Origin of the sequence: Stenotrophomonas tumulicola, from assembly GCF_014117215.1 — a bacterium.
Taxonomy (GTDB): domain Bacteria; phylum Pseudomonadota; class Gammaproteobacteria; order Xanthomonadales; family Xanthomonadaceae; genus Stenotrophomonas; species Stenotrophomonas tumulicola.
Map to the genome: position 1 here is coordinate 88,369 of NZ_JACGXS010000008.1, position 22,926 is coordinate 111,294.

The 22,926-nt window shown below is 67.1% G+C and carries 18 protein-coding genes; 10 read left to right on the top strand and 8 right to left on the bottom strand.

The features are described from left to right. Window positions 1-2: 2 nt before the first annotated feature. Genes H4O11_RS14530 through H4O11_RS14555 form a run of 6 tightly spaced genes read right to left on the bottom strand, consistent with a single transcriptional unit; the run spans window position 3 to window position 7,328 of the window. Window positions 3-899, bottom strand: coding sequence for a DUF58 domain-containing protein (locus H4O11_RS14530; protein WP_182340145.1), 897 nt, complete (start codon window positions 897-899; stop codon window positions 3-5). Window positions 900-909: 10 nt separating this feature from the next. Then, the gene (locus tag H4O11_RS14535; protein ID WP_182340146.1) at window positions 910-1,893 is read right to left on the bottom strand and encodes an AAA family ATPase; all 984 of its coding nucleotides are present in this window, start codon (window positions 1,891-1,893) and stop codon (window positions 910-912) included. A 52-nt stretch (window positions 1,894-1,945) separates the two neighbouring features. After that, complete coding sequence (locus H4O11_RS14540; protein WP_246333504.1) at window positions 1,946-2,647, bottom strand: DUF4159 domain-containing protein; 702 nt, start codon at window positions 2,645-2,647, stop codon at window positions 1,946-1,948. 25 nt (window positions 2,648-2,672) lie between these two features. Continuing rightward, window positions 2,673-4,007 (bottom strand): TldD/PmbA family protein, encoded by a 1,335-nt coding sequence (locus H4O11_RS14545; RefSeq protein WP_182340147.1) that lies wholly within the window; start codon window positions 4,005-4,007, stop codon window positions 2,673-2,675. A gap of 21 nt (window positions 4,008-4,028) precedes the next feature. Beyond that, window positions 4,029-5,663, bottom strand: coding sequence for a TldD/PmbA family protein (locus H4O11_RS14550; RefSeq protein ID WP_182340148.1), 1,635 nt, complete (start codon window positions 5,661-5,663; stop codon window positions 4,029-4,031). A 33-nt stretch (window positions 5,664-5,696) separates the two neighbouring features. Beyond that, complete coding sequence (locus tag H4O11_RS14555) at window positions 5,697-7,328, bottom strand: metallopeptidase TldD-related protein (protein ID WP_182340149.1); 1,632 nt, start codon at window positions 7,326-7,328, stop codon at window positions 5,697-5,699. A gap of 125 nt (window positions 7,329-7,453) precedes the next feature. Between H4O11_RS14555 and H4O11_RS14560 the strand changes: the two genes are divergently transcribed. Beyond that, on the top strand, window positions 7,454-8,071 hold the full coding sequence (locus H4O11_RS14560; protein ID WP_182340150.1) for a DUF938 domain-containing protein: 618 nt from the start codon (window positions 7,454-7,456) through the stop codon (window positions 8,069-8,071). 128 nt (window positions 8,072-8,199) lie between these two features. Here the strand turns inward: H4O11_RS14560 and H4O11_RS14565 are convergent, their stop codons facing one another. Next, a complete protein-coding gene (locus tag H4O11_RS14565; RefSeq protein ID WP_182340151.1) occupies window positions 8,200-11,895 on the bottom strand; it encodes an indolepyruvate ferredoxin oxidoreductase family protein in 3,696 nt (1,231 codons plus the stop codon). Between the two features lie 188 nt (window positions 11,896-12,083). Here H4O11_RS14565 and H4O11_RS14570 point away from each other — a divergent pair, with 188 nt between their 5' ends. Continuing rightward, window positions 12,084-12,719: a tetratricopeptide repeat protein gene (locus H4O11_RS14570; RefSeq protein WP_182340152.1), complete on the top strand. Its 636-nt coding sequence runs from the start codon at window positions 12,084-12,086 to the stop codon at window positions 12,717-12,719. Between the two features lie 181 nt (window positions 12,720-12,900). On the opposite strand, the gene H4O11_RS14575 is transcribed toward H4O11_RS14570, so the two are convergent. Further along, window positions 12,901-14,385 (bottom strand): AAA family ATPase, encoded by a 1,485-nt coding sequence (locus H4O11_RS14575; protein WP_182340153.1) that lies wholly within the window; start codon window positions 14,383-14,385, stop codon window positions 12,901-12,903. Between the two features lie 125 nt (window positions 14,386-14,510). Here H4O11_RS14575 and H4O11_RS14580 point away from each other — a divergent pair, with 125 nt between their 5' ends. The 8 genes from H4O11_RS14580 (at window position 14,511) to H4O11_RS14615 (ending at window position 22,915) form a co-directional block, all read left to right on the top strand. Further along, the gene (locus tag H4O11_RS14580; protein WP_182340154.1) at window positions 14,511-15,143 is read left to right on the top strand and encodes a ParA family protein; all 633 of its coding nucleotides are present in this window, start codon (window positions 14,511-14,513) and stop codon (window positions 15,141-15,143) included. Between the two features lie 34 nt (window positions 15,144-15,177). After that, entirely contained in the window at window positions 15,178-15,654 is a 477-nt protein-coding gene (locus H4O11_RS14585; RefSeq protein ID WP_182340155.1) for a SixA phosphatase family protein, read from the top strand. A 4-nt stretch (window positions 15,655-15,658) separates the two neighbouring features. Continuing rightward, entirely contained in the window at window positions 15,659-16,297 is a 639-nt protein-coding gene (locus H4O11_RS14590; RefSeq protein ID WP_425506064.1) for a YceI family protein, read from the top strand. Between the two features lie 17 nt (window positions 16,298-16,314). Then, complete coding sequence (locus H4O11_RS14595; protein ID WP_220466772.1) at window positions 16,315-18,369, top strand: phospholipase D family protein; 2,055 nt, start codon at window positions 16,315-16,317, stop codon at window positions 18,367-18,369. Window positions 18,370-18,382: 13 nt separating this feature from the next. Then, window positions 18,383-18,817, top strand: a complete 435-nt coding sequence (locus H4O11_RS14600; protein ID WP_182340157.1) for a hotdog fold thioesterase — start codon at window positions 18,383-18,385, stop codon at window positions 18,815-18,817. Window positions 18,818-18,848: 31 nt separating this feature from the next. Beyond that, a complete protein-coding gene (locus tag H4O11_RS14605; RefSeq protein WP_425506065.1) occupies window positions 18,849-19,712 on the top strand; it encodes a lysophospholipid acyltransferase family protein in 864 nt (287 codons plus the stop codon). Between the two features lie 58 nt (window positions 19,713-19,770). After that, complete coding sequence (locus H4O11_RS14610; protein WP_182340217.1) at window positions 19,771-20,763, top strand: YheT family hydrolase; 993 nt, start codon at window positions 19,771-19,773, stop codon at window positions 20,761-20,763. A gap of 70 nt (window positions 20,764-20,833) precedes the next feature. Further along, a complete protein-coding gene (locus H4O11_RS14615; protein WP_182340159.1) occupies window positions 20,834-22,915 on the top strand; it encodes a tetratricopeptide repeat protein in 2,082 nt (693 codons plus the stop codon). Window positions 22,916-22,926: the final 11 nt, after the last annotated feature.

Genomic DNA, 22,926 nt, shown 5'->3' on the forward strand with positions numbered 1-22,926 from the left:
GCTCATGCTTCGCCCCGCGTGCCGAACAATCGTTGCAGCGGTGCATCCAGTGTTTCGTCCAGCCAGCCGGTGGCATGCGCGATGCCTGCGGCCTGCAGCCGGGCCTGCAGCGCGCGCTGCGCCTGGCCGAACTGCTGCAGGTAGGCATCGCGCAGCGCGCGCCCGTCGCCGAGCAGTTCCTGCCCGGTCTCCGGATCGCGGAAGCGATGGCCGTCGGTGAATGGGAAATCGCGCTCCTCGGCAGTCAACACCTGCACATGGAAGACCTCGCGGCGCGCAGCGGCCAGGCGTTCCAGCACGCCGGTGCCTGCGTCATCGAAGCCATCGCCCAGCGCCAGCAGCAGGTCGCCGGCGGCCACGCGTTCCCACAGCGGACGCAACGCCCCGGTGGGCGGCCAGCGGCCTCCAGCCCGCAGCCGTCCCAACTGCAGGTGCACGCGGTCGCGCTGCCGTGGCCCACTGCCGGCGGGGACCAGTTGAATCCCGTCGCCACCCACGGCGAGCAGGCCAAAGCGGTCGCCCTGCTGCAACGCCAGCTCGACGATGCAGGCGGCCACCGCGCAGGCATGGTCCAGCCGCGACCAGTCGGGCCGTGCACGGTCGCTTTGGCCGGCCGATGCCGTGGTATCGATCATTACCCATGCCGTCACCGGGCTTTCGCGCTCCGACTCACGCACGAAGAAGCGGTCGGACCGCGCATACAACTTCCAATCGACCTGGCGCAGTTCGTCACCGGGCTCGTAGGCGCGGTATTGCGCGAACTCCAGTCCGGCACCACGGCTGCGGCTGGCATGCTGGCCGATCCCGGAGCTGCCATGCGCGCGCCGTGGCTGCAGGCGCAGCGATCTCAACCGGCTGCGTACGTCGGCGGGAAGGACGATGGGGGTCGTGCGCTCCACGTGTCGGGCGTCAGGCAGGGAAGGGCACGGCCTGCAGCAGCGCCGCGACCACGTCGTCGGCGCCCTTGCCCTCGGCTTCGGCAGCGAAGGACAGCAGCAGGCGGTGGCGCATCACCGGCGCAGCAAGCGCCTGTACGTCCTCGCGGGTGGCAGCGAAACGCCCCTGCAGCAACGCGCGTGCCTTGGCCGCCAGCACCAGCGATTGCCCGGCACGCGGACCGGCACCCCACTTGATCCACTGGTTCACCGCTGCGGGTGCGCCGGCGCCAGGACGGCTGGTACGCACCAGCCGGGTGATCCAGGTGAGCACGTCATCGCTGACATGCACCTGGCGCACTGCTGCCTGCAGCGCGATCACCGCTTCGGCATCCATCACCTTCGGCACCGTGCCACCGGCGCTGCCGGTGGTCTGGCGCAGGATGTCCTGCTCTTCCTGTTCGCTGGGGTAGTCCACCCGCACATGCAGCAGGAAGCGATCCAGCTGTGCTTCCGGCAGCGGATAGGTTCCTGCCTGTTCGATCGGGTTCTGGGTGGCCAGCACGAAGAACGGCTGCGGCAGCGCATAGGTCGTGCCGGCGTAGCTCACGGTGCGCTCCTGCATCGCTTCCAGCAGCGCGGCCTGGGTCTTGGGCGGCGTACGGTTCAGTTCGTCGGCCAGCAGCAGGTTGGTGAAGACGGGACCTTTCTGGAAGCGGAAATGGCGGTGCCCGGTGCCGTGGTCTTCCTCCAGCAGCTCCGTGCCCAGGATGTCGCTGGGCATCAGGTCCGGGGTGAACTGCACGCGGCGGAACTGCAGCTCCAGCGCCTGCCCGAGCGAGCGCACCAGCAGGGTCTTGCCCAGCCCGGGTGCGCCTTCCAGCAGGCAGTGGCCGCCGGCCAGCAGGCCGATCAGCAACTGCTCCACGACCTCATGCTGGCCAACCACGGCCTGGGCGAGCGCATCGCGCAGCTGTTGCAGGCGCGGCAGCAGGGAATCAAGGTCAGGAGCAATCATGGTAGAGCCTGTCATTTTGGGGGGTAACGTCGAGCCATGCCCGGCGGGTCAATCAATTGTTCAGCGCATACATCACGATGTTGACGGCGAAGCGGGTGTTGTCTTCGGCCAGGAAGCGCTTGTTGCGCCAGTCGTAATCCCACTCACAGCCGTAGTCCTTGTTGCTGTACAGAACGCCAAGCCGGCCGTCGATTTCGATGCCTTTCAGGTAGTCGTGCACCAGGTCATCGCCCCAGCCGTTGAGTTCGAAACTGGTGGCCGGCGGGCCATCCGGAAAGCTGAAGAAGCTGCGGTACAGCGCGTGGTTGCCTGGAAGTTTCTTCAGCGCCCTGGGGCCAAACAGCCGTGCCATCTGTTCTTCGAACGACTTGGCGAACAGGCCATCGATGTCGTGGTTGCAGTCATCGACGAACACGAACCCACCGTTGCGCACGTAGCGTACGAAGTTCTCGCGTTCAGCGGCATTGAATTCCACCAGCTTGTGCCCGGCCAGGTAGCAGAATGGCGCCTGCAGCATGCGCGGGTCCGACAGGTCCAGCACGTGTTCCTTCGGGTCCACGCGCAGGGAGGTGTAGTCGATCAGCGAGGTGATCAGGTTGGACGGCATGCGCGCGTCCACGTCCCAGTCACCGGAGTCGTACTTCAGGCGCGTGAACCAGAAGTCGTAGCGCCCTGCCTGTGCGCGGGCGAAGGCAGGCAGCGCCGCCAGTGCGGCGCCACCGAGCATCGCGCGCAGGAACTGCGCGCGGTTCATCGGCCGGAGTACGGCGTGGCGTGCATCAGACCGCGTCGGACAACGAGGTGAAGGTGAAATCGCGCAGGCGCATCGGCGGGATCATCATCAGGAAGCTGGACTCATCGCCGGCCACCCGCACCGGCTTGCCCAGCTCGTCGATGTTGTTGAGCATGATCACCGGCGACTCGTTGAAGCGGAAGTTCTTCACCGGATGCTTGATCTGGCCGTTCTCGATGTAGAAGGTGCCGTCGCGGGTCAGGCCGGTCAGCAGCACCGTCTGTGGATCCACCATGCGGATGTACCAGGTACGGGTGACCAGGATGCCCTTCTGGGTGCCGCGCACCAGCTCGGCGGTGCTCTTCTCGCCACCGCTCATCAGCAGGTTGCCGGGGCGCGCCTTGGCGGTCTTGCCCTGCTTCTGCGCCCAGAAACGCGAGTAGTCCAGGTTGGCGATCCTGCCGTTCTCGATCAGCGCGATGCGCTCGCGCGGCAAGCCGTCGTTGTCCCACGGCAGCACCGGTGCGTCGGCAGACCACGGATCGGCATACAGGGTGACCTGCGGGTCAAATACCTGCTCGCCCAGCTTGTTGCCGCCGCCCTTCCTGGACAGGAAGCTGCGGCCTTCGTCGGCGGCACGCGCGTCGAAGAAACGCATCATGAAGCTGATCAGGCCAGCGGCGGCGGCGGGTTCAAGGATGACCGTGTACTTGCCCGGTTCCAGTGCCTTGGCCTCTGCAGATTCAGTGGCCTTGCGCATGGCGATGCGGACATCCTGGTCGGCCTTGAAGTCAGCCGCATCCTTGAGGTTGCGACCGACCCAGCCCGAACCGCGGCCGTCTTCGGTGCGTACCGTGCAGGTGTAGTCGAAGCTGCTGGTGCGCTGGTAGGCGAAGTTGCCGTTGCTGTTGGCGGTGGCGGAGAAGCCGTGGCCATCCTCCAGGAAGCCGGCAGCGATCACCCCGGCCTCCCGGCACGGCAGGATGGAGTCTGCGGCCACCTTGGCGCGGAACGCCGGATCGATGGCCCCGGTGGATTCGCTGAAGGTCGGGCTGGCACGATATTCCTGCTTGCCGATGGCCGGGATGAACTCCGGGTTCTCCGGTGCCAGGCGGGCCAGGTCTTCGGCACGGCGTACCACGCGCTCCAGCGCGGCATCGTCGAATTCGTTGATGGAGGCGGTGCCGACGCGCTTGCCGAACGCCACCTGCACGGCCAGCGATGCATCGCTGACCACGCCACTGGTGGAAATGTTGTTCAGTGCGAAGCGGATGTTGCCGTTGCTGGACCCTTCCAGGGTGGCGGTGCACTCATCGGCCTTGGACAGGGCGATGACCTTGTCGAGGATGGCTTTGGCCTGCTGTTCGGTGAAGATGCTCATGGGTATCGGGCTCCAGACCGGTCAGCCGAGGCTGCGTGCGGTGTTGATGACGTTGATGCCATTGAAACGGGCGGTGGACGAACCGTGCGAAACCGCCGAGACCTGGCCCGGCTGGCCCTTGCCGTCGAAGAACGAACCGCCGAGGCGGTAGTCGCGCTCGTCGGCCACGGCGCTGCAGGCGTTCCAGAACTCCGGGGTGCGGATCTGGTAGGCGACGTCTTCCAGCATGCCGGTGATCTTGCCGTTCTTGATTTCGTAGAACAGCTGGCCGCCGAACTGCGCGTTGTAACGCTGCTGGTCGATCGAGAACGAGCCGTCGCCGATGATGTAGATGCCGTTCTCCACGTCCTTGATCAGTTCATCGACGCTGAGCGGCTTGCTGCCCGGCGCCATGGATACATTGGCCATGCGCTGGAACTGCACGCTGGACCAGGAATCGGCATAGCAGCAACCATCGGATTCGGTCTTGCCGAGGATGTGCGCCTGGTCGCGGATGGTCTGGTAGTCCACCAGCTTGCCGTCGCTGATCAGGTCCCAGCGCTTGCACTTCACGCCTTCGTCGTCGTACGCCACCGCACCCAGGCTTCCCTGCTGCGTCTTGTCGGCGAAGATGTTCACCTGCTCGCTGCCGTACTGGAAGTGCTGTTCGCGCTTGTCCAGGGTGGCGAAGCTGGTGCCGGCGTAGTTGGCTTCGTAGCCGAGCACGCGGTCCAGTTCCAGCGGATGGCCGATCGACTCATGGATGGTCAGCCAGGTGTGCGAGGGGTCGAGCACGAGGTCGTACTTGCCTGGCTTCACCGACGGAGCCTTGAGCTTCTCGCGTGCCTGCTTCGCCGACGCGATGGCATCTTCCTTCATGTCGTACGAGCTGGAGTAATTGACCACCCCGTTGGGGGTGACGACCTTGCCGGCCGCGCTGCCATCCAGGTATTCGTAGCCCATGCCCATCGGCGCGGACAGGCCCTCGCGGGTGCGGAACTTGCCGGTGTCCTTGTCGATGGCCGTGATGGTCATCGGCACCCAGATGCGGTGTACGTCCTGGTCGATGTAGGAACCATCGGTGGAGGCGAAATACTTTTGTTCGTTGACCAGGAACATCATCGAATTGACGAAGCTGGCGCCGGCGTTGAGCGCGGCGGCGTTGACGTCCAGCAGCAGGTCGACCTTGTCCTTGATCGGCACTTCCATCGCGTTCTTCTGCAGCGGCGTGCGCCAGCTCACTTCGCCGACGCCGGGCGTGGCGGCCAGCTGCACCGGCGCGGTCTGGATGCCGGCATTGGCGCGCGCGATGCCGGCGGCCTGCTGCGCTGCCTTGACCACGTCGTCATTGCCGAGCTGGTTGGTGGCCGCGAAGCCCCAGGCACCGTTGACCAGCACGCGGATGCCCACGCCGGTGGATTCGGTGTTGACCACGTTCTGCACTTTGTCTTCGCGGGTGATGACGAACTGGCGCAGGTAGCGGCCGATGCGCACGTCGCAGTAGGTGGCGCCGGCACTGCGCGCGGCCTGCAGGGCGACATCGGCCAGGCGCTTCTTCAGCGCCGGGTCAAGCACGGCCTGCAGCTGTTCGGCCGCGATGGCCTTGCCGAAGAACGAGGGCACCAGCAGGCCACCCGCGGTAAGCCCGGTCAGGGCGAGGAAGTCACGTCTTTGCAAGGCTGCTCTCCACGTGTGGATGTTGGACAGGACTCATGCGCCGAGGCTGCGCGCGGTGTTGATGATGTTGATGCCATTGAAACGGGTGGTGGACGAGCCATGCGAAACCGCCGAGACCTGCGATGGCTGGCCCTTGCCATCGAAGAACGAACCACCGAGACGGAAGTCGCGCTGGTCGCAGATGGCCGTGCAGGCGTTCCAGAACTCCGGGGTACGGATCTGGTAGGCCGCGTCCTCGACCATGCCGGTGATGCGGCCGTCCTTGATCTGGTAGCAGAGCTGGGCGCCGAACTGCGCGTTGTAACGCTGCTGGTCGATCGAGTACGAACCGCGTCCGTGGAAGTACAGGCCGTTCTCGACGTCCTTGACCATTTCCGCCACGGTCAGTGGCACCTTGCCGGGCGCCAGCGAGACATTGGCCATGCGCTGGAACTGCACGCTGGACCAGGAATCGGCATAACTGCAGCCATGCGATGCCTCGCGGCCGAGGATGTGCGCCTCATCGCGGGTGGCCTGGTAGTCCACCAGGATGCCATCGCGGACCAGGTCCCAGCGCTGCGTCTTCACTCCTTCGTCGTCATAGCCGACCGCGCCCAGGCTGCCGGGCTGGGTCTTGTCGGCGAAGAAATTGACGAGGTCGCTGCCCCAACGGAAGCCGGCATCGCGCTTGTCCAGGGTGGCGAAGCTGGTGCCGGCGTAGTTCGCCTCGTAGCCGAGCACGCGGTCCAGTTCCAGTGGGTGGCCGACGTTCTCGTGGATGGTCAGGAACAGGTTGGACGGGTCCAGCACCACGTCGTACTTGCCGGCCTTCACCGAAGGTGCGGTGAGTTTCTCGCGGGCGTGCCGTGCCGCGGCCAGCGCATCCTCGCGGGGATCGTAGGAGTGGCCGTAACCGACCACGCCGCCGGGCAACTGGAAGCGACCGGCACGGTCGCCATCGAGGAACTCGTAACCCATCCCCATCGGCGCCGACAGGCCATTGCGGGTGCGGAACTTGCCGCTGGCCTTGTCCACGGCGGTAGCGGTGAACGGCAGCCAGATGCGGTGGATGTCCTGGTCGATCCACGAACCATCGCTGGAGGCGAAGTATTTCTGTTCGTTGACCAGGAACAGGGTGGAGTTGAAGAAATCCGCGCCGGCGCCGAGCCCGGCGGCATTGATGTCCAGCAGCAGCGCCACCTTGTCCTGCAGGGGGACGGCCATGGCATTCTTCTTCACTGGGGTGCGCCAGCTGATCTCGCCCACGCCGGGCGTCGGTGCCAGCTGCACGCGCCGGGTCTGCACGCGGGCGTTGGCGCGGGCGATGGCGACCGCTTGCGTGACCGCCTGCACCACCTGTTCCGGCGTGCGTTGGTGGGTGGCGGCAAAGCCCCAGGCGCCGTCGACGATGACGCGCACGCCAACCCCGGCCGACTCGCTGTTGGTGACATTCTCGACGTTGCGCTCGCGGGTGATGATGCCCTGGTTGAGATAGCGGCCGATGCGCACGTCGCAGTAGCTGGCGCCGGCCGTTTGCGCGGCCTGCAGCGCGGCATCGGCCAGGCGCTTGCCCAGCACCGGGTCGCCCGGTTCGAGTAGCTGCTCGGCGGCGATCAGCCGCGCGTGCGGCAGCATCAGTCCCGCCAGCCCCACTCCGGATATTGCCAGGAACTCGCGTCGTCGCACCGCCACCACCCCATGTGCCTGCTGTTGATCCCCCGACTGTCGCCAGCCTCAGGCAATGGCACAAGTGACTGCAGTCATGGTCGCGAAGTGTGCACAATGGCGTTCTGCCATTTTCGTCACGAACCATGACTGAAAAGCCATTCTCGATTGCCTGTGAGCGCAACCGCATGCCAATCGCCACCGGGCTGGACCGCTGGATGTCGGATCGCCGCCACGTGCTGGAGATCGGCAGTGGCACCGGCCAGCATGCGGTGTTCTTCGCTGCGCGCTGGCCGCACCTGCAGTGGCAGGCCAGCGATCATCCGGACGCACTGGCAGGGATCGATGCATGGCGCACGGAGGCGGCGCTGCCGAACCTGGCCACGCCGTTGGCGTTGCAGGCCGAGCTGCCGCCCTTGCCGGCACTCACGCTGCCGCCGGGCTTGCCACGGTTCGATGCCGTATTCAGCGCCAATACGCTGCACATCATGGGCTGGGCCCACGTACAGGCGCTGTTCGCCGGGTTGCCGGCGGTGATGGAGCCGGGCGCGCTGCTCGCGGTCTATGGGCCATTCAATAATGGCGGGGGCTACACCAGTGACAGCAATGCGCAGTTCGACGCCTGGCTGAAGGCACGTGATCCGCGTAGCGGCATCCGCGACGTGGAGGCGGTGCAGGCACTGGCGGCCGCACAGGGGTTCATGGCGCTTGGGGACATCGCCATGCCGGCCAACAACCGCCTGCTGCTGTGGCGGTTGGGGTGATCAGGCATCAGGAAAGATGCCCAGCATGCTTATGAACTGCATTCGCCAAAGGCAAATTACTTGCCTGGACGTTGCCCGCAAAAGCAGTCGATCGGTGACACCACGGTTGATGTCACCGATCGCTCACATCACGCCGCCTGGACGATATGCAGCGCCTTCGGGTTCCGCCATTGCGCCAGCAGCGCCGCTTCCCGCTCCTTGGCCTTCTCCAGGTGCGCATCCTTGACGTGGCCGAAGCCGCGGATGTGCTCGGGGATGCTGGCGATCTCCACCGCCAGCGACAGTCGACGGTCATCCAGCCCATCCAGCAGCACCTGCACGGTGGCCTCGTAATCACTGATCAGCTGGCGTTCGCCAACACGTTCGGCAGTACGGCCGAAGGGATCCAGGCGGCCGCCGCGCAGGAACTTCAGCTTCGCCAGCACGCCGAACGCCTTCAGCATCCACGGGCCGTATTCCTTCTTGATCAGCTGGCCCTGCGCGTCCTTCTTCGCAAACAGCGGCGGCGCCAGGTGGAAGCGCAGTTGGTAATCCCCTTCGAACTGCTGCTGCAGCCGCCGCTGGAAATCGCCGCTGGTGTACAGGCGTGCCACCTCGTACTCATCCTTGTAGGCCATCAGCTTGAACAGGTAGCGGGCCACGGTTTCGGTCAGCGCGGTGGAGCCGCCGGCCTTGTCCTGTTCGGTCGCGCGCACCTGTTCGACCAGCTTCCGGTAGCGGTCCGCATAGGCTTGGTCCTGGTAGGCGACCAGGAACGTGGCGCGGCGCGCGATCATCTCGTCCAGCGACCGCGACAGGCGTGCATCGTCCAGCGGAAGGAAGGCCACGTCGTCGCCTTCGCGGCCATGCGCGGGCAGGCCGCGCAGCTCGCGCTCGTCACCGGTATCGCGTGGTGCGGTGGTGGCGCCCCATTCGTTGCCTTCCCATTCGCCCGGTGGCAGCGCATGCAGTGGGCCGGGCGTGGCTTCCGAATCGGTGTGGCGGTTGCGTACCAGCCCAGCGGCCTGCTGCACCGCCTGCGGGTCAACGGCGGCCAGGCGGCCCCAGGCAAAGGCCTGTTGGTTCATGGCGACGGCTGTACCATTGAGCTCGATCGCGCGCATCAGCGCCTCGAATGACAGGGGCACCAGGCCCTGCTGCCAGGCGAAGCCGAGGATGAAGAGGTTTGCTGCGATGGCATCGCCCAGCAGCGCGGTGGCCAACTGGGTGGCATCGAGCAGCATCGGATCTTCGCCGCCCAGCGCCACCCGCACGCCGGCGACGATGTCCGCGGCCGGGAACTGCATGTCCGGCCGCGTGGTGAAGCTGCCCGGCATCGCCTCGTAGGTGTTCAACACCACGTGCGAGCGGCCGGCGCGCACCTTGGACAGTGCCCAGTAGTCGTTGACCACCACCATGTCGCAGCCCAGCACCAGGTCGGCCTCACCGGCGGCGATGCGCACCGCATGGATGTCCGCTGGCGTGCGGGCGATGCGAATATGCGTGGTGACCGCGCCGCCCTTCTGCGCCAGTCCGGTCTGGTCCAGCACGGAGGAACCCTTGCCTTCCAGGTGCCCGGCCATGCCCAGCAACGCGCCGATGGTGACCACGCCGGTGCCACCGACGCCGGTGATCAGGATGTTCCAGGGCTGGTCCAGGGTGCCGCGCACGATCGGCGCGGGCAGGTCGTCCAGCAGCGTGGACGCATCGCGCTTGCTGCCCTTGCGCGGCTTGCCGCCGTGCACGGTGACGAAGCTGGGGCAGAACCCGCTGGTGCAGGAATAGTCCTTGTTGCAGTTGGACTGGTCGATGTCGCGCTTGCGCCCGAACTCGGTTTCCTTCGGCAGCACGGACACGCAGAAGCTCTTCTTGCCGCAGTCGCCGCAGCCTTCGCAGACCAGCGAATTGATCACCACCCGCTTGGCCGGGTCTTCCAGCTTGCCGCGCTTGCGACGTCGGCGCTTCTCGGTGGCGCAGGTCTGTTCGTAGATCAGGATCGAAACACCCTTCACTTCGCGCAGGCGCTTCTGCACCGCATCCAGCTCGCTGCGGTCGTGGAATTCCACGTCGCTGGGGAAATGCTCGCGCTGGCGCGTCCACTTGGCGATGTTGTCCGACAACACCATGATGGTGTGGATGCCCTCGGCGCGCATCTGCTTTGCGATGTCCGGCACGCTCAGCGGGCCGTCCACCGGCTGGCCGCCGGTCATCGCCACTGCATCGTTGTAGAGGATCTTGTAGGTGATGTTGACGCCGGCCGCGATCGCCTGGCGGATCGCCAGTGAACCGCTGTGGAAATAGGTGCCGTCGCCCAGGTTCTGGAACACGTGCTGGGTATCGGTGAACGCGGCCTGCCCGGCCCACGTCACGCCTTCGCCACCCATGTGGGTGAAGGTGTCGGTGCTGCGGTCCATCCAGGTCACCATGTAATGGCAACCGATGCCGGCCAGCGCTCGCGAACCTTCCGGCACGGTGGTGGAGGTGTTGTGCGGGCAGCCGGAGCAGTAGTGCGGTACGCGCGGGAAGCTGGCGCGTGGCAACGCAAGCTCGGCTTCCTTTTCCTGCATCCACCGTAGGCGCTGCTCGATGGACTCGTTGTTGAAGAACTTCTGGATGCGGCGACCGATCACCCCGGCGATGGTGGCCGGGGTCAGTTCGCCGGTGGACGGCAGGATCCACTCGCCGGCCTCGTCGTACTTGCCGACGATGGAGGGGCGCGGGCCCCAGCTGGCCGGCCAGTTGAAGAACTGCTCCTTCATCTGGCGCTCGATGAAGGCGCGCTTCTCCTCCACCACGATGATGTCTTCCAGGCCCTGCGCGAAGCGCGCGATGCCTTCCGGCTCCAGCGGCCAGGTCATGCCGACCTTGTACACGCGGATGCCGATGTCGGCGCAGGCCTGTTCATCCAGGCCCAGGTATTCCAGCGCCTGCAGCACGTCCAGATAGCTCTTGCCGGTGGTGACGATGCCCAGCCGTGCACGCGGCGCGTCCATCACCACCTTGTCGATGCCGTTGGCACGCGCGAAGGCCTGCGCGGCCTTCACCGCATAGCGGTGCAGGCGCATCTCCTGGTCCAGCGGCGGGTCGGGCCAGCGGATGTTGAGGCCGCCGGCCGGCATCTCGAAATCCTCCGGCAGCACGATCCGCCGTGCCAGCGGGTCGATGTCCACCGAGGCCGACGACTCCACGGTCTCGGCGATGGTCTTGAAGCCGACCCAGCGCCCGGTGTAACGGCTCATCGCCCAGCCAAGCAGGCCCATGTCGAGGATGTCCTGCACGCCGGCGGGGTTCAGCACCGGCATCATCGCGCTGACGAATTCGTCTTCGCTGCCATGCGGCAGCGTGGAACTGCGGCACGCATGGTCATCGGCCGCCAGGGCCAGCACGCCGCCCAGGCGCGAGGTGCCGGCAGCGTTGGCGTGCTTGAACACATCACCACAGCGGTCCACGCCCGGGCCCTTGCCGTACCACATGCCGAACACGCCCTGCACGTTGGCGCCGGGGAACAGGTTGGTCTGCTGCGTGCCCCAGACCATGGTCGCGCCGAGGTCCTCGTTGAGGCCCGGGGTGAACTTCACCTTTGCCGCTTCCAGGTGCTGCCGTGCACGCCACAGTTCCAGGTCGAAGCCGCCGAGCGGGCTGCCGCGATAGCCACTGATGAAGCCGGCACTGTCGATGCCCTCGGCGGTGTCGCGCAGCCGCTGCATCAGCGGCAGCCGGACCAGCGCCTGGACGCCGCTCAGGTAGATCCGTCCCGCCCCACGCGTATATCTATGGTCGAGCGTGTAATCACGGTCGAGCAGGTCGGCGGAGGCGGGAGAAGTGAGCTGCGCGGTACTGGTCATGGCTGGCCTGGTCTGGGTCGGCTGGCATCGGTCGCGTCACCGCGGTCCGGAGGGCGCGGATTGTAACAGTGACGCTGTCGGCACCCTGTCCGCACGGCCGGCATCCGCAGCAGGCACTCGCATCCGGGGCCAAGGTGCGGTTAGGATCGGGGAGTGGGAGGTTGTTGTTGCAACCTGGGGAAAACTCGATGTCATACGCAAGACAATTCCTGGCCGGCGTGCTGCTGGCCTCGGGGGCGGCTGCTGCATGGGCCGCACCGTCATTGCCTGCGCCGCAGGAGTTCTATTTCGATGCCGATGCGGCGGCCGCGCCGATCACCGTCGTCCGGGCCGAGGGCGACGAGCTGGTCAGCCAGCTGCTGCGCCAGCGCGAACGCGGACGCAAGGTACTGGAAGCCACGGTGCAGCTTGCCGGCGTGGCCATCGCCCAGGGCCGCCCTGAGCTGGGCCAGCAGCTGTATACCGAAGCGCTGAAGGCGACCACGGCGAACTCGCCTTCGGGCCGCATCGTGCGCTGGAACCATGGCTGGGACCTGTTCCGGCAGGGCCAGGTCGAAGCTGCACTCGAGCAGTGGCAGGCCGCCGCCGGTGCGTTGCGCGGCAATCCTTCCTGGGTCCCGCCGACCTACGCGCTCGCCCTATGGCAGCTGGGTCAGAAGGAAGAGGCGGTGAAGTGGTATGCCGCCGCGGTACGCACCGAACCGGGGCAATGGAGCAGCGCTGGCAATTATCCGGCCCTGTTGCCTTCCTGGCGCGACAGCGAACGCGAAACCCTGGCGCAGGTACAGCAGGCCTGGGCTGCACAGCCACCGGCGTGGCCCTGACGGTCGTCGCTGGCGAGGACTGAACGCAGCGGGGCGCGGCCCCGCTCTACCGGGCGCGACAGCGAACGCGAAACCCTGGCGCAGGTACAGCAGGCCTGGGCGGCACAGCCACCGGCGTGGCCCTGACGGTCGCCGCTGGCGAGGACTGAACGCAGCGGGGCGCGGCCCCGCTCTACCGGCCTCAATCGTCGGCATTGACCGTGCGGGGGGCTGCCCATTCGCGCAGCGCCTGCACCTGTTCGGCCATCAGCACCGACAATGGCCGGCTGCCGCGGATCTCGCCCATCAGTACCTCGGTATCCAGCGGCCGCTGTTCGGCGTGGGCTGCATACAGGCCTGAAACGATGGCCTGTTCGATCTCCGCGCCGGAGAATCCGTCCGCGGCCGCTGCCAGCGCCGGCAGCGCGAAGTCATCAGCATTGAGCTGGCGCCGCGCCAGATGCAGGCGCAGCAGTTCCACGCGCACGTCGGGGCTTGGCAGGTCGACGAAGAAGATCTCGTCGAAGCGGCCTTTGCGCAGCAGCTCGGCCGGCAGCTCGTGCACCTGGTTGGCCGTGGCGACGATGAACACCGGCGCACGGCGCTCGGCCATCCAGGTCAGCAGGTAGCCGAGCACGCGGCGCGACACGCCGCCATCCTCGCTGCCGGTGGCCAGGCCCTTTTCGATCTCGTCCATCCACAGCACGCACGGCGCCAGCTGCTCGGCCGAGGCCAGTGCCTGGCGCAGGTTGGCCTCGGTCTCGCCGTGGTACTTGTTGTACAGCGCGCCCACGTCCAGGCGCAGCAGCGGCACGCCGAAGCCCGCAGCGGTCGCCTTGGCCAGCATCGATTTTCCGCAGCCCTGCACGCCCAGCAACAGCATGCCGCGTGGTGGATCCAGCCCGGCAGGTGCCGAGCCGGCGATGAAGGCCACCCGGCGCTGGTTGATCCAGCGCTTCAGCCGGTTGGCACCGGCTACGTCGCCGAAGCGCGCGCTGTCATGTTCGAAGAACAGGTGGCCGCTGCGGTTGAGCAGCTCGAACTTCAGCCGCGCCAGCTGCGGCAGGTCGTCGTCGCGCAGCGCGCCATCGGCATAGATCAGCTGCCGCGCGATGCGCCGCGCATCCACCAGGCTCAGGCCCTGCAGGTTCTTCAGGATCTTCTTGACCGCCTCGCTGTCCACTTCCACCCGGCGCCCGCCGTGTTCGCGTGCATAGGCATCGGCTTCTTCGCGCAGCATCTTCAGCAGGGCATTGGCGTCGGGCAGGCGCGGGTTGAAGCGCACCGCCAGGGCTTCCAGCTCGGCTGGCAGTTCAACCTTGGCACCGATCAGCACCAGCACGTGCGGTTCGCTGTGGCGGCGCTGGATCAGGTCACGCAGGGCGCGCTGGTGGCTGGCATAGCCCAGGTAGGGGTGGAAATCGAGCAGCAGGTACACGCCGCGCTGGTCGGCCTGGCGGATCATCTGCAGCGCCGCGCTGGCGTCGGGCGGGCCGACCGGCTCGTCCTCGCGCTCCAGGTCGATGCGGCGCAGGCCCTCGGTGATCGACCAGCGGTGCAGGGCCCGCCAGACATGCATCAGTGTCTGCCGGAACAGCTCGACGATGCGACCCTCGTCCTGGGTCTCGACCACGATCAACGGCGTATTGGCGCGGATCAACGCGCTGAGGTCCTGCAGTTCGCTCATGCCGGTTCGGTCCTTCGGAGACGCCACGATAGCAAAGCCAGGACAGGATGGTTCAGGAGCGCGACTATCTCCGTCACCTGCACCGGTGTACGCTCGGAAGACGTTCTCCCGGAAGCGAGGCCTGCATGAAGACCATCCTGGTGGCCGGTTCCAAAGGTGGGGTGGGCAAGACCACCATTGCCACCCACCTGGCCGCGCACGCGGCGTTGCAGGGGAGGCGCACGGTGATTGCCGACGCCGACCCCCAGGGCTCCAGCACCCGCTGGGCCCAACGTCGATCGGAACTGGAAAGCGCGGTACTGCCGATCGACGTGTACAGGAAGAAGCAGTGGGTGCAGAAGCTGCCCGACGGTACCGACACGGTGGTGATCGACGCACCGGCCGGCGCCCTTGCCGATGACATCCCGCATTTCCTTGAAGCGGCCGATGCAGTGGTGGTTCCCGTCCTGCCTTCGGCGCTGGACATCGAAGCCATCGTCGGTTTCCTCAACAGCCTGTCCAAGGTGCCGCGCGTCCACAGCCGCAAGCTGCCGGTCGGCCTGGTGCTCAACCGTACCAAGCCGTGGACGCAGACCTCGCGGCAGGCCCTTCAGATGCTGTCCGAATGGCCCTATCCGGTGGTGGCGGAGCTGCGCGACAGCCAGAGTTACGTGGTCATGACCGGCCTCGGCCGCAGTTTGTTCGATTACCGGTCGGCACAGGTGCGTGAACACCAGGCCGACTGGGAACCCCTGCTGAAATGGTTGGACAAGGCATGAACCGCCATGACCCCTCATCCTATGGAAGACACCGATGCGTGAACTGATCCTGCTGCGCCATGCCCATGCCGAGCCCGCCGGTACCGGGCAGGCCGATCTCGACCGGCCGTTGTCGGCGGTGGGGCTTGCCGAAGCCGAGGCGGCCGGCAAGTGGCTGAAGGACAACAACCTGCAGCCGGACTGCGTGTTGTGTTCGCCGGCGCGGCGCACCCGCGAGACGCTGGAGGCGGTGGTCGGCATCACCGGCTTCTTCGAACACCGGCTGGAGGACGGCATCTATGACGCCACCCCGGGTACCCTTGCCGGCCTGGTCGATGACCGCAAGGACATCGAGCGGCTGATGATCGTGGGGCACAACCCCGGCCTGGAACGCCTGGTCGCGCTGTTGAACACCGGCGAAAGCAGCGACTACCGCGGCATGCCACCGGCCGGTATCGCGGTGCTGCAGTTCGCCAAGGATGCACCGATCGAGCCCGGCCGCGCCGCGCTCACCCAGTTCTGGTGGCCGTGATCCAATGAGCCGGGCGTGGTGTGGGGGGCTGCTGCTCGCATTGACAGGCCTGCCGGCCGGACTGGCCGCGCAGGCGATGCTGGCGCCGCCAGGCGTCCCACCGCCGGCTGCCCTGCCAACGGTCCAGGTAGTCCAGCACGCTCCGTTGCTGCTGGACAAGCACCAGTCGCGGCTGGGGTTCGAGGTGCGTACCCGGCTGGGACAGCGCATCGAAGGCAACTTCCCGCAGTTCGAAGGACGCATCGAAATCCTCTCCGATGGCCGCCACCAGGTCCATCTGAAGATGTATACCCGTTCAGTGGAGATCCCCGGGAAACCGCGCTATACCAGCTGGATGCGCGGGGAGGACTTCTTTGACGCAGGGCGGTATCCGGTGGTGGAGTTCGATTCACTGCCCTACCCGCCGCAGCAGGTGGAGCAGGGCGGAAGCATCGAGGGCCGGCTGGTGCTGCGCGGCATCAGCCACCCGGAGACGCTCAAGGTGGAGAAGGCAGATTGCGCCAGACCCGGCTATGATTGCGACGTCGTCAGCCGTGGAACCGTCCTGCGGGGCAGGTATGGCATGGACAACTGGCAACTTGCCCTGAGTGATCGAGTGACTTTTGTATTGCGTGCGCGCCTGAGCGAGGCGCCGAAACCGTGAACCCGCTGTCGCGTTGGATGATGCTGGCACTCCTGCTGCTGGTCGGCGGCTGCGCATCGCTGTCCAGCGAGGAGCGCGCGCGCGCGTCCAGTATCGCCGTGCAGGCGCGTTCCACCGTGGTGGATTGTGATCGGGCTGACCGCTGCGCCCGGGATTCACCGCTGCGCGCACTGGCCGGGCGTGCGTTCAACGAATCGGCACCGGGCCAGCCGCGGCACTACGCCACCATCCTGGACGAGGGCGAGGAGGCATTGGTAGCGCGCCTGAACCTGCTGCGCAGTGCTACCCGCAGCATCGACCTGCAGACCTACATCTTCGACACCGACGACAGCGCGCGGCTGGTGATCGACGAATTGCTGGCTGCCAGCCGTCGCGGCGTGAAGGTACGCCTGCTGATCGACCAGCTTTCGGCGATCTCCGACCTGCAGGTCCTTGGCGCACTGTCATCGGCCCACCAGAATTTCCAGCTGCGCGTCTACAACCCCACGTTTGGAAAAGCACGGCTCAACTACTTCGATTACGCCGGCAGCGTGTTGTGCTGTTTCCGCCGCTTCAACCAGCGCATGCACAACAAGCTGCTGGTGATCGACGATGCGATCGGCGTGGTGGGGGGGCGGAACTACCAGGACGACTATTACGACTGGGACGCCGAATACAACTTCCGCGATCGCGACGTGCTGGTCGCCGGGCCTGAAGCGCGGACCATGGCCGCCAACTTCGAGGCGTTCTGGAACGCGCCGCGCAGCGTGCCGGCGGAGCGGTTGAACGATGTCGGCCGCACCCTGCTGGAGGGCGGGGCGCCACGGATGCCGCCAGCCGAGTTCAGGCGCCCCGAGCGGGTGCAGCGGGTCAGCCAGGAAGCCGACGACACGGCGTTCATCACCCGCAGTTTCGTCGACACCGCGCTGCCGGTCGCCTCGGTCCGTTATGTCGCTGACCTGCCGCGCAAGCACCGGCGGGAGCGAACCGGCCATCCGCGCGACGGGCAGCATGTCACCGAGCCACAGCTGGACCGGCTGATCAGCGAAGCGCAGTCCGAAGTGCTCCTGCAGACCCCTTACCTGGTGCTGTCCAAGCCGGCACGCCAGTTGTTCGCCGACCTGCGCAAGCAGCCCGAGCCACCGCGCGTGCTGGTATCCACCAACAGCCTGGCGGCCACCGACAACCCCATCGTCTACGCGCTGTCGTACAAGTACAAACGGCGCAACATGCGGGAGCTGGGCTTCAACATCTTCGAGTTCAAGCCCTTCCCGCTGGACGCACCGGTGGATTACCGCAACCTGCTGCCCGACCCGATCGCCGGTGAGTATCCGGAGGGCCCGCGCGGACTGCTCGGTGGCAGCGCCGCAGGAAGCAATGCACGCCCTCCCGGCAGCGGCGGCAACAACGCCGGCACCCGTAACAGCGGCGACGGCAACGGCAAGGGCAAGGGCAACGAACCGCGCATCAACCCGCGTACCGGCAGCGCTTACCAGAACGCACGCGAGCGACGACGGGCCAATGGCAGCGAGGTCGACCGGGACCTGCTGCGTACCGAAACCCGCCCGTCCTTCCTGGGCAGCCGGGCGGTCAACAAGCCGCTGCCGGTCACCCGCTCCGGCGCGCGCATGGGCCTGCACGCCAAGTCACTGGTGGTGGACCGCCGAATTGGCGTGATCGGCACGCACAATTTCGATCCGCGGAGCGAAAACTACAACACCGAAGGCGCGGTGATCATCGATGACCCGGTGTTCGCCCAGCGTCTTGCCGACAGCATCCTGCGCGACATCCACCCGCAGAATTCCTGGACCGTGGCGCCGCGCGCCAAGCCACCGGTGCTGTCCGGGCTGAACTACAGCGTGGGCAAGGCCTCCGAAGCACTGCCGATCCTGGATTTCTGGCCATGGCGGTATGCCACCGACTACGAGTTCCAGCCCGGCCCCGCCTGCCCGGCGCCGTTGCCGCGGCAGCACCCGGACTTCCTGTCCTGCTATACCGCCGTCGGTGACTTCCCGGAAGTCAACGTCGGGCCGAAGCTGCTGCTGGTACGCATGCTGACGGCCTTCGGTGCCGGGCTGGTGCCCATCCTCTGACCGGAGTTTCCGCATGCCCGCCGTCTTCCGCCAAGCCGTTTCCCTCCAGGCCCTCAACACGCTGAGCGCCGACACCGTGATCGCGCGGCTGGGCATCGTGTTCACCGCCGTCGGCGAGGACTGGCTGCAGGCCACCATGCCGGTGGATGCACGTACCCACCAGCCCTACGGCATCCTGCACGGCGGGGCGTCGGTGGTGCTGGCCGAAACCCTCGGCAGCAGCGCGGCCAACCTTTGCGTGGATACGGCAGAGAAGGTCTGCGTCGGGCTGGAGATCAACGCCAACCATGTCCGTGCCAAGCGTGACGGCCTGGTCACCGGTACCGCGCGCGCGTTGCATGTCGGCCGCAGTACCCAGTTGTGGGACATCCGCATCGAGGATGAGCAGGGCCGGCTGGTCTGCACATCGCGCCTGACCCTGGCCGTGGTCGCCGCCGGCCACGGTTGAGCGCAGCGCCGGGAAGCCTGGCGGCTGCCGGATGGCCAACCCGCACAGTGGGTTTGGCCACATCCCGCTGGCAGGCGCTGCGGCGCTCGGGTATCGTTCCCGCATGAATTCCCCCACTCCGGCCTCACGTGGCGGCGTGGCGCGTGTGTGCCGTTACCTGTACCGCGTACCGCTGCTGCTTGTCCACCTGCTTGTATTCCTGCCGCTGATCCTGATCGGCATGCTGCCGCCGTGGGGAGAGCTGCGCGTCGGCCAGGATCCGCTGGCCTACAAGGTGGTCAACTGGTGGTCGGCAGGACTGATGTGGATCTTCGGCTTCCGCCTGGTGCGGATCGGCCAGCCCCTGCGCGGGGCGGTGCTGTTCGTGGCCAACCATGTCAGCTGGGTCGATATCTGCGTGCTGCACAGCCAGCGCATGATGGGCTTCGTCGCCAAGCGGGAAATCGCCGGCTGGCCGGTGGTCGGCTGGTTGGCCGGGCGTGGGCAGACCATCTTCCACCAGCGTGGCAGCACCGAATCGCTGGATGGGGTGATGCAGCAGATGGTGGTGCGCCTGCGCGAGGGAAAGGGCGTGGGCGTATTCCCTGAAGGACGCACCCGTGGTGGCCACGAAGTAGGGCCATTCCACGCACGCATCTTCCAGGCCGCGGTGGAAACCGGAGTGCCGGTGCAGCCGGTGGCCCTGCGCTATGGCACCGGTGGCGATGCGCAGACCCTGGTGGCGTTCGGGCCACGCGAGAGCTTCTTCGCCAATTTCCTGCGCCTGCTCGGTGAGCCGGCGCGTCGCGCCGAGGTGCACTTCCTCGCGCCCATCGGCAGCCAGGACCTGGAAGGGCGCCGCCGCATCGCCGAGACGTCGCGTGCGCGCATCCTGGCGGCGATGGCAGGGGCCTGAGCCGACGGTGTCCGCCAACGCGCCCGTGCTGTCGTACGATCCGGTTGCCCCGGCGCTGCTGACGGCGGCCGACTACCAGCCGCCGCGCTGGCTGCGCAACGCGCACCTGCAATCCATGCTCAGTTCCAGCAAGCTGCGGCTACGCCGTGGCCAGGCACTGCTTGCCGCCACCCAGGCCGTGCACCGTGAGCTGATCGTCGATGGCGGCGACGGCGTGCGCCTGCAGGCCTGGCACAGCGCGGTCGAGCATCGCCCGGCCAGGGGCATGGCGCTGCTGCTGCATGGATGGGAGGGCAGTGCGGAATCCAGCTACATGCGCATGACCGCCGCACGCATGCTGGGACAGGGCTTCGACGTGGTGCGGCTCAACTTCCGTGACCACGGCAACACACACCACCTCAACCCGGGCATCTTCCACTCCAACCGCATCGAGGAAGTGGTGCATGCCGCCGGTGACATCGCCAGCCGCTGGCCGCACCTGCCGCTGGTGGCGGCCGGGTACTCGCTGGGCGGGAACTTCGTGTTGCGGCTTGCGTTGCACGCGCCTTCGGCCGGGGTTCCGCTGCAGCGCGTGGCATCGGTATGCCCGGTGCTGGACCCCGCGCTGACCATGGACAGCATCGAGAAGGGCCCGGCGATGTACGACTGGTACTTCCGCCGCAAGTGGGCCGGGTCGTTGCGCCGCAAGCGGGCGTTGTACCCGGACCTGAGCGACTGGGACGAACGCGTGCTGCGGCTGGACATCCGCGCATTGACCGCATGGCTGGTGGAGCACCACACCGAATACGGCTCGCTGCAGGCGTACTTCGATGGCTATTCCATCGCCGGCGAGCGCCTCGCCACGCTGCAGGTGCCGGCCGACATCCTGATGGCCAAGGATGATCCGGTGATTCCCTTCGTCAGCTTCAACGACTGGCAACTGCCATTGTCCGCACGCCTGCAGACCGCCGAGTGGGGCGGGCACTGCGGGTTCCTGGAGAACTGGCGCGGCGACGGCTTCTCCGAATGCTGGGTGGCCCAGCACCTGGCGCAGGCTGCCTTGCCCGGCTGAGCTGGCGGCACGGCCCTGCACGATCCGTACGGGTCGTTACAATGCGGGTTTGACCTCAAGCCGGACCGCCATGCAAGACCAGATCCTCCAAGCCCTGCGTCGCAAAGATGTCGACCAGGCCGTGCAGCTGGCCAGTGAATGGACCGTGGCCGAACCGCAACTGGCCCAGGCCCATCGATGGCACGCGTTGGCGCAACAGCAGCAGGGCCAGCTGTCGGCCGCGTCGGAGAGCCTGCGGCGGGCGCTGGAGCTGGCCCCGGACGACGCCGAGCTGCACCTGCAGAATGCCGGGCTGATGCTGGCGCTGCGCCAGTTCGACCAGGCCGGCACCGCGCTGGAACGCACCACCGGGCTCAACCCGAACGAACTGTCGGCCTACCTGATGCAGGCACACCTGGCGCTGGCCCGCAATGAGGTGGACGAGGCCGACAGGCAGGTTCGCCTTGCCGCACGCATCGATGCCGAGAGCCCTGAAGTCGCCGCGCTGGAGGGCATGGTCGCGCTGCGCCGGGGTGCCCTGGACGAGGCGCTGGCCAAGCTGTCGACGGCCGCGAGTGCGCTGCCGGACGATCCACGCATCCTGTATGCGCTGGGCTTCGCCTACCAGGGCAAGGACATGCTGGCCTTCGCCGAACAGGCGTTCCGCCGCGTGCTGGAACTCAACCCAGGGATGACGTCCCTGCACGGCCTGCTGGTGCAGCTGGCGCTGCGCCAGGACAACACCGAAGCGGCGGCGGAGATCGTCGGCCAAGCGCTCGCCCAGCCCGGCCAGGACAGCATTGCCATGCGCCGTTTTGCCGCGCAGCTTGCCTTGCAGTCGGGGCAGCCGTTGCAGGCGCTCGAGCACCTGCGCCCGCAGCTGGCGGACAACGCCGGCGACCCGAAGCTGCTGCAGTTGCTGCTGGCGGCCTGGCAGCGCCTGGGCCGCGATGAAGAAGCCCGTACGGAGCTGGACGCGGTGATTGCCCAGCATGACCAGCTGCACAACCTGTGGCTGGCGCGCCTGGCGGTGGAGGGCGTGGGCAGCGAAGGTGCGGTGGCCGTGGGCGAGCGCTGGCTTGCCGCCATGCCCGCGCACCTGCCCGCGCTGGAAACGCGCATGCGCCTGCATGACATGAATGGCGAACGCGATGCCGCCGAAGCCATGGCCGAACGCATCGTGGCGCTGGAACCGGGACGCATCAGTGGCGAAACACGCCTGGTCGATGGCCTGGTCACGCGTGATCCGGCCGCCGCCGCCGCCCGCGTGCAGGCGTTGATCGACGTCGCCGAGGGCCAGGCAAAGCAGGACCTGCGTACCTGGCTGGGTGAGGTGCATGACCGCGCCGGCCAGCGGCGCGAGGCACTGCGTACCTGGCTGGAACTGCATGCCGACAACGTGGCCAACCGCCTGCCGCTGCCGCCACAGGCGAAGTCGCCGGCCAGCTGGCCGGCACTGGGCGAGCTGCCTGCAGCGGAACCGGGCAAGCCGGTGGCAGCGCCGATGTTCGTATGGGGCGCGCCGGGCTCGCACGTGGAGCGCGTGGTCACCACCCTGATGGGTGCAACCCCGGTGGTGCGCACGGACCGCTTCGCGTCCAGTCCGCCGCACGATGCCTTCCAGAACTACCACACGCTGCAGGACCTGGCGTCGGGCACGCTGGCCCCGGAAGCACTGGTGGAGCGCTGGCGTGAGCAGCTGCGCGTGCGTGGGTTGGCCAACGACACGGTGATCGACTGGCTGCTGTGGTGGGACAACGCCCTGTTGTGGGCCCTGCGGCCGCAACTTCCGCATGGCCGTCTGCTGGCCGTGCTGCGCGATCCGCGCGACATGCTGCTGGACTGGATTGCCTATGCGGACCCTGCACCGTTCGCGGTCAACTCCGTGGCAGAAGCATCGGAGTGGCTGGTGCGCGCGCTCTCGCAGCTGGCGACCCTGCACGAACAGGACCTCTACCCGCACATGTTCCTGCGCATCGACAGCGTCGGCAACAATCCACAGGCGATGGCAGACCTGCTGCAGGAAACGTTCGGCGTGCGCATGCCGCCCGCGCAACGCATCGGCACGCCGCGTTTCCCGCCCGGCCACTGGCGCCATTACCGTGAAGTGATGGCAAGCGCATTCGAACAGCTGACGCCGGTGGCGGTGCGCCTCGGCTACCCGGAAGAGTGAGGAGACAGGGC

Bases quoted from the DNA above. Each gene is read 5' to 3' on its own strand.
- H4O11_RS14605 (WP_425506065.1), top strand. From the start codon at position 18,849: ATGGCCAACCCGCACAGTGGGTTTGGCCACATCCCGCTGGCAGGCGCT.
- H4O11_RS14540 (WP_246333504.1), bottom strand. From the start codon at position 2,647: ATGAACCGCGCGCAGTTCCTGCGCGCGATGCTCGGTGGCGCCGCACTG.
- H4O11_RS14585 (WP_182340155.1), top strand. From the start codon at position 15,178: ATGCGTGAACTGATCCTGCTGCGCCATGCCCATGCCGAGCCCGCCGGT.
- H4O11_RS14615 (WP_182340159.1), top strand. From the start codon at position 20,834: ATGCAAGACCAGATCCTCCAAGCCCTGCGTCGCAAAGATGTCGACCAG.
- H4O11_RS14590 (WP_425506064.1), top strand. From the start codon at position 15,659: ATGAGCCGGGCGTGGTGTGGGGGGCTGCTGCTCGCATTGACAGGCCTG.
- H4O11_RS14600 (WP_182340157.1), top strand. From the start codon at position 18,383: ATGCCCGCCGTCTTCCGCCAAGCCGTTTCCCTCCAGGCCCTCAACACG.
- H4O11_RS14565 (WP_182340151.1), bottom strand. From the start codon at position 11,895: ATGACCAGTACCGCGCAGCTCACTTCTCCCGCCTCCGCCGACCTGCTC.
- H4O11_RS14575 (WP_182340153.1), bottom strand. From the start codon at position 14,385: ATGAGCGAACTGCAGGACCTCAGCGCGTTGATCCGCGCCAATACGCCG.
- H4O11_RS14545 (WP_182340147.1), bottom strand. From the start codon at position 4,007: ATGAGCATCTTCACCGAACAGCAGGCCAAAGCCATCCTCGACAAGGTC.
- H4O11_RS14535 (WP_182340146.1), bottom strand. From the start codon at position 1,893: ATGATTGCTCCTGACCTTGATTCCCTGCTGCCGCGCCTGCAACAGCTG.
- H4O11_RS14595 (WP_220466772.1), top strand. From the start codon at position 16,315: ATGATGCTGGCACTCCTGCTGCTGGTCGGCGGCTGCGCATCGCTGTCC.
- H4O11_RS14560 (WP_182340150.1), top strand. From the start codon at position 7,454: ATGACTGAAAAGCCATTCTCGATTGCCTGTGAGCGCAACCGCATGCCA.
- H4O11_RS14580 (WP_182340154.1), top strand. From the start codon at position 14,511: ATGAAGACCATCCTGGTGGCCGGTTCCAAAGGTGGGGTGGGCAAGACC.
- H4O11_RS14570 (WP_182340152.1), top strand. From the start codon at position 12,084: ATGTCATACGCAAGACAATTCCTGGCCGGCGTGCTGCTGGCCTCGGGG.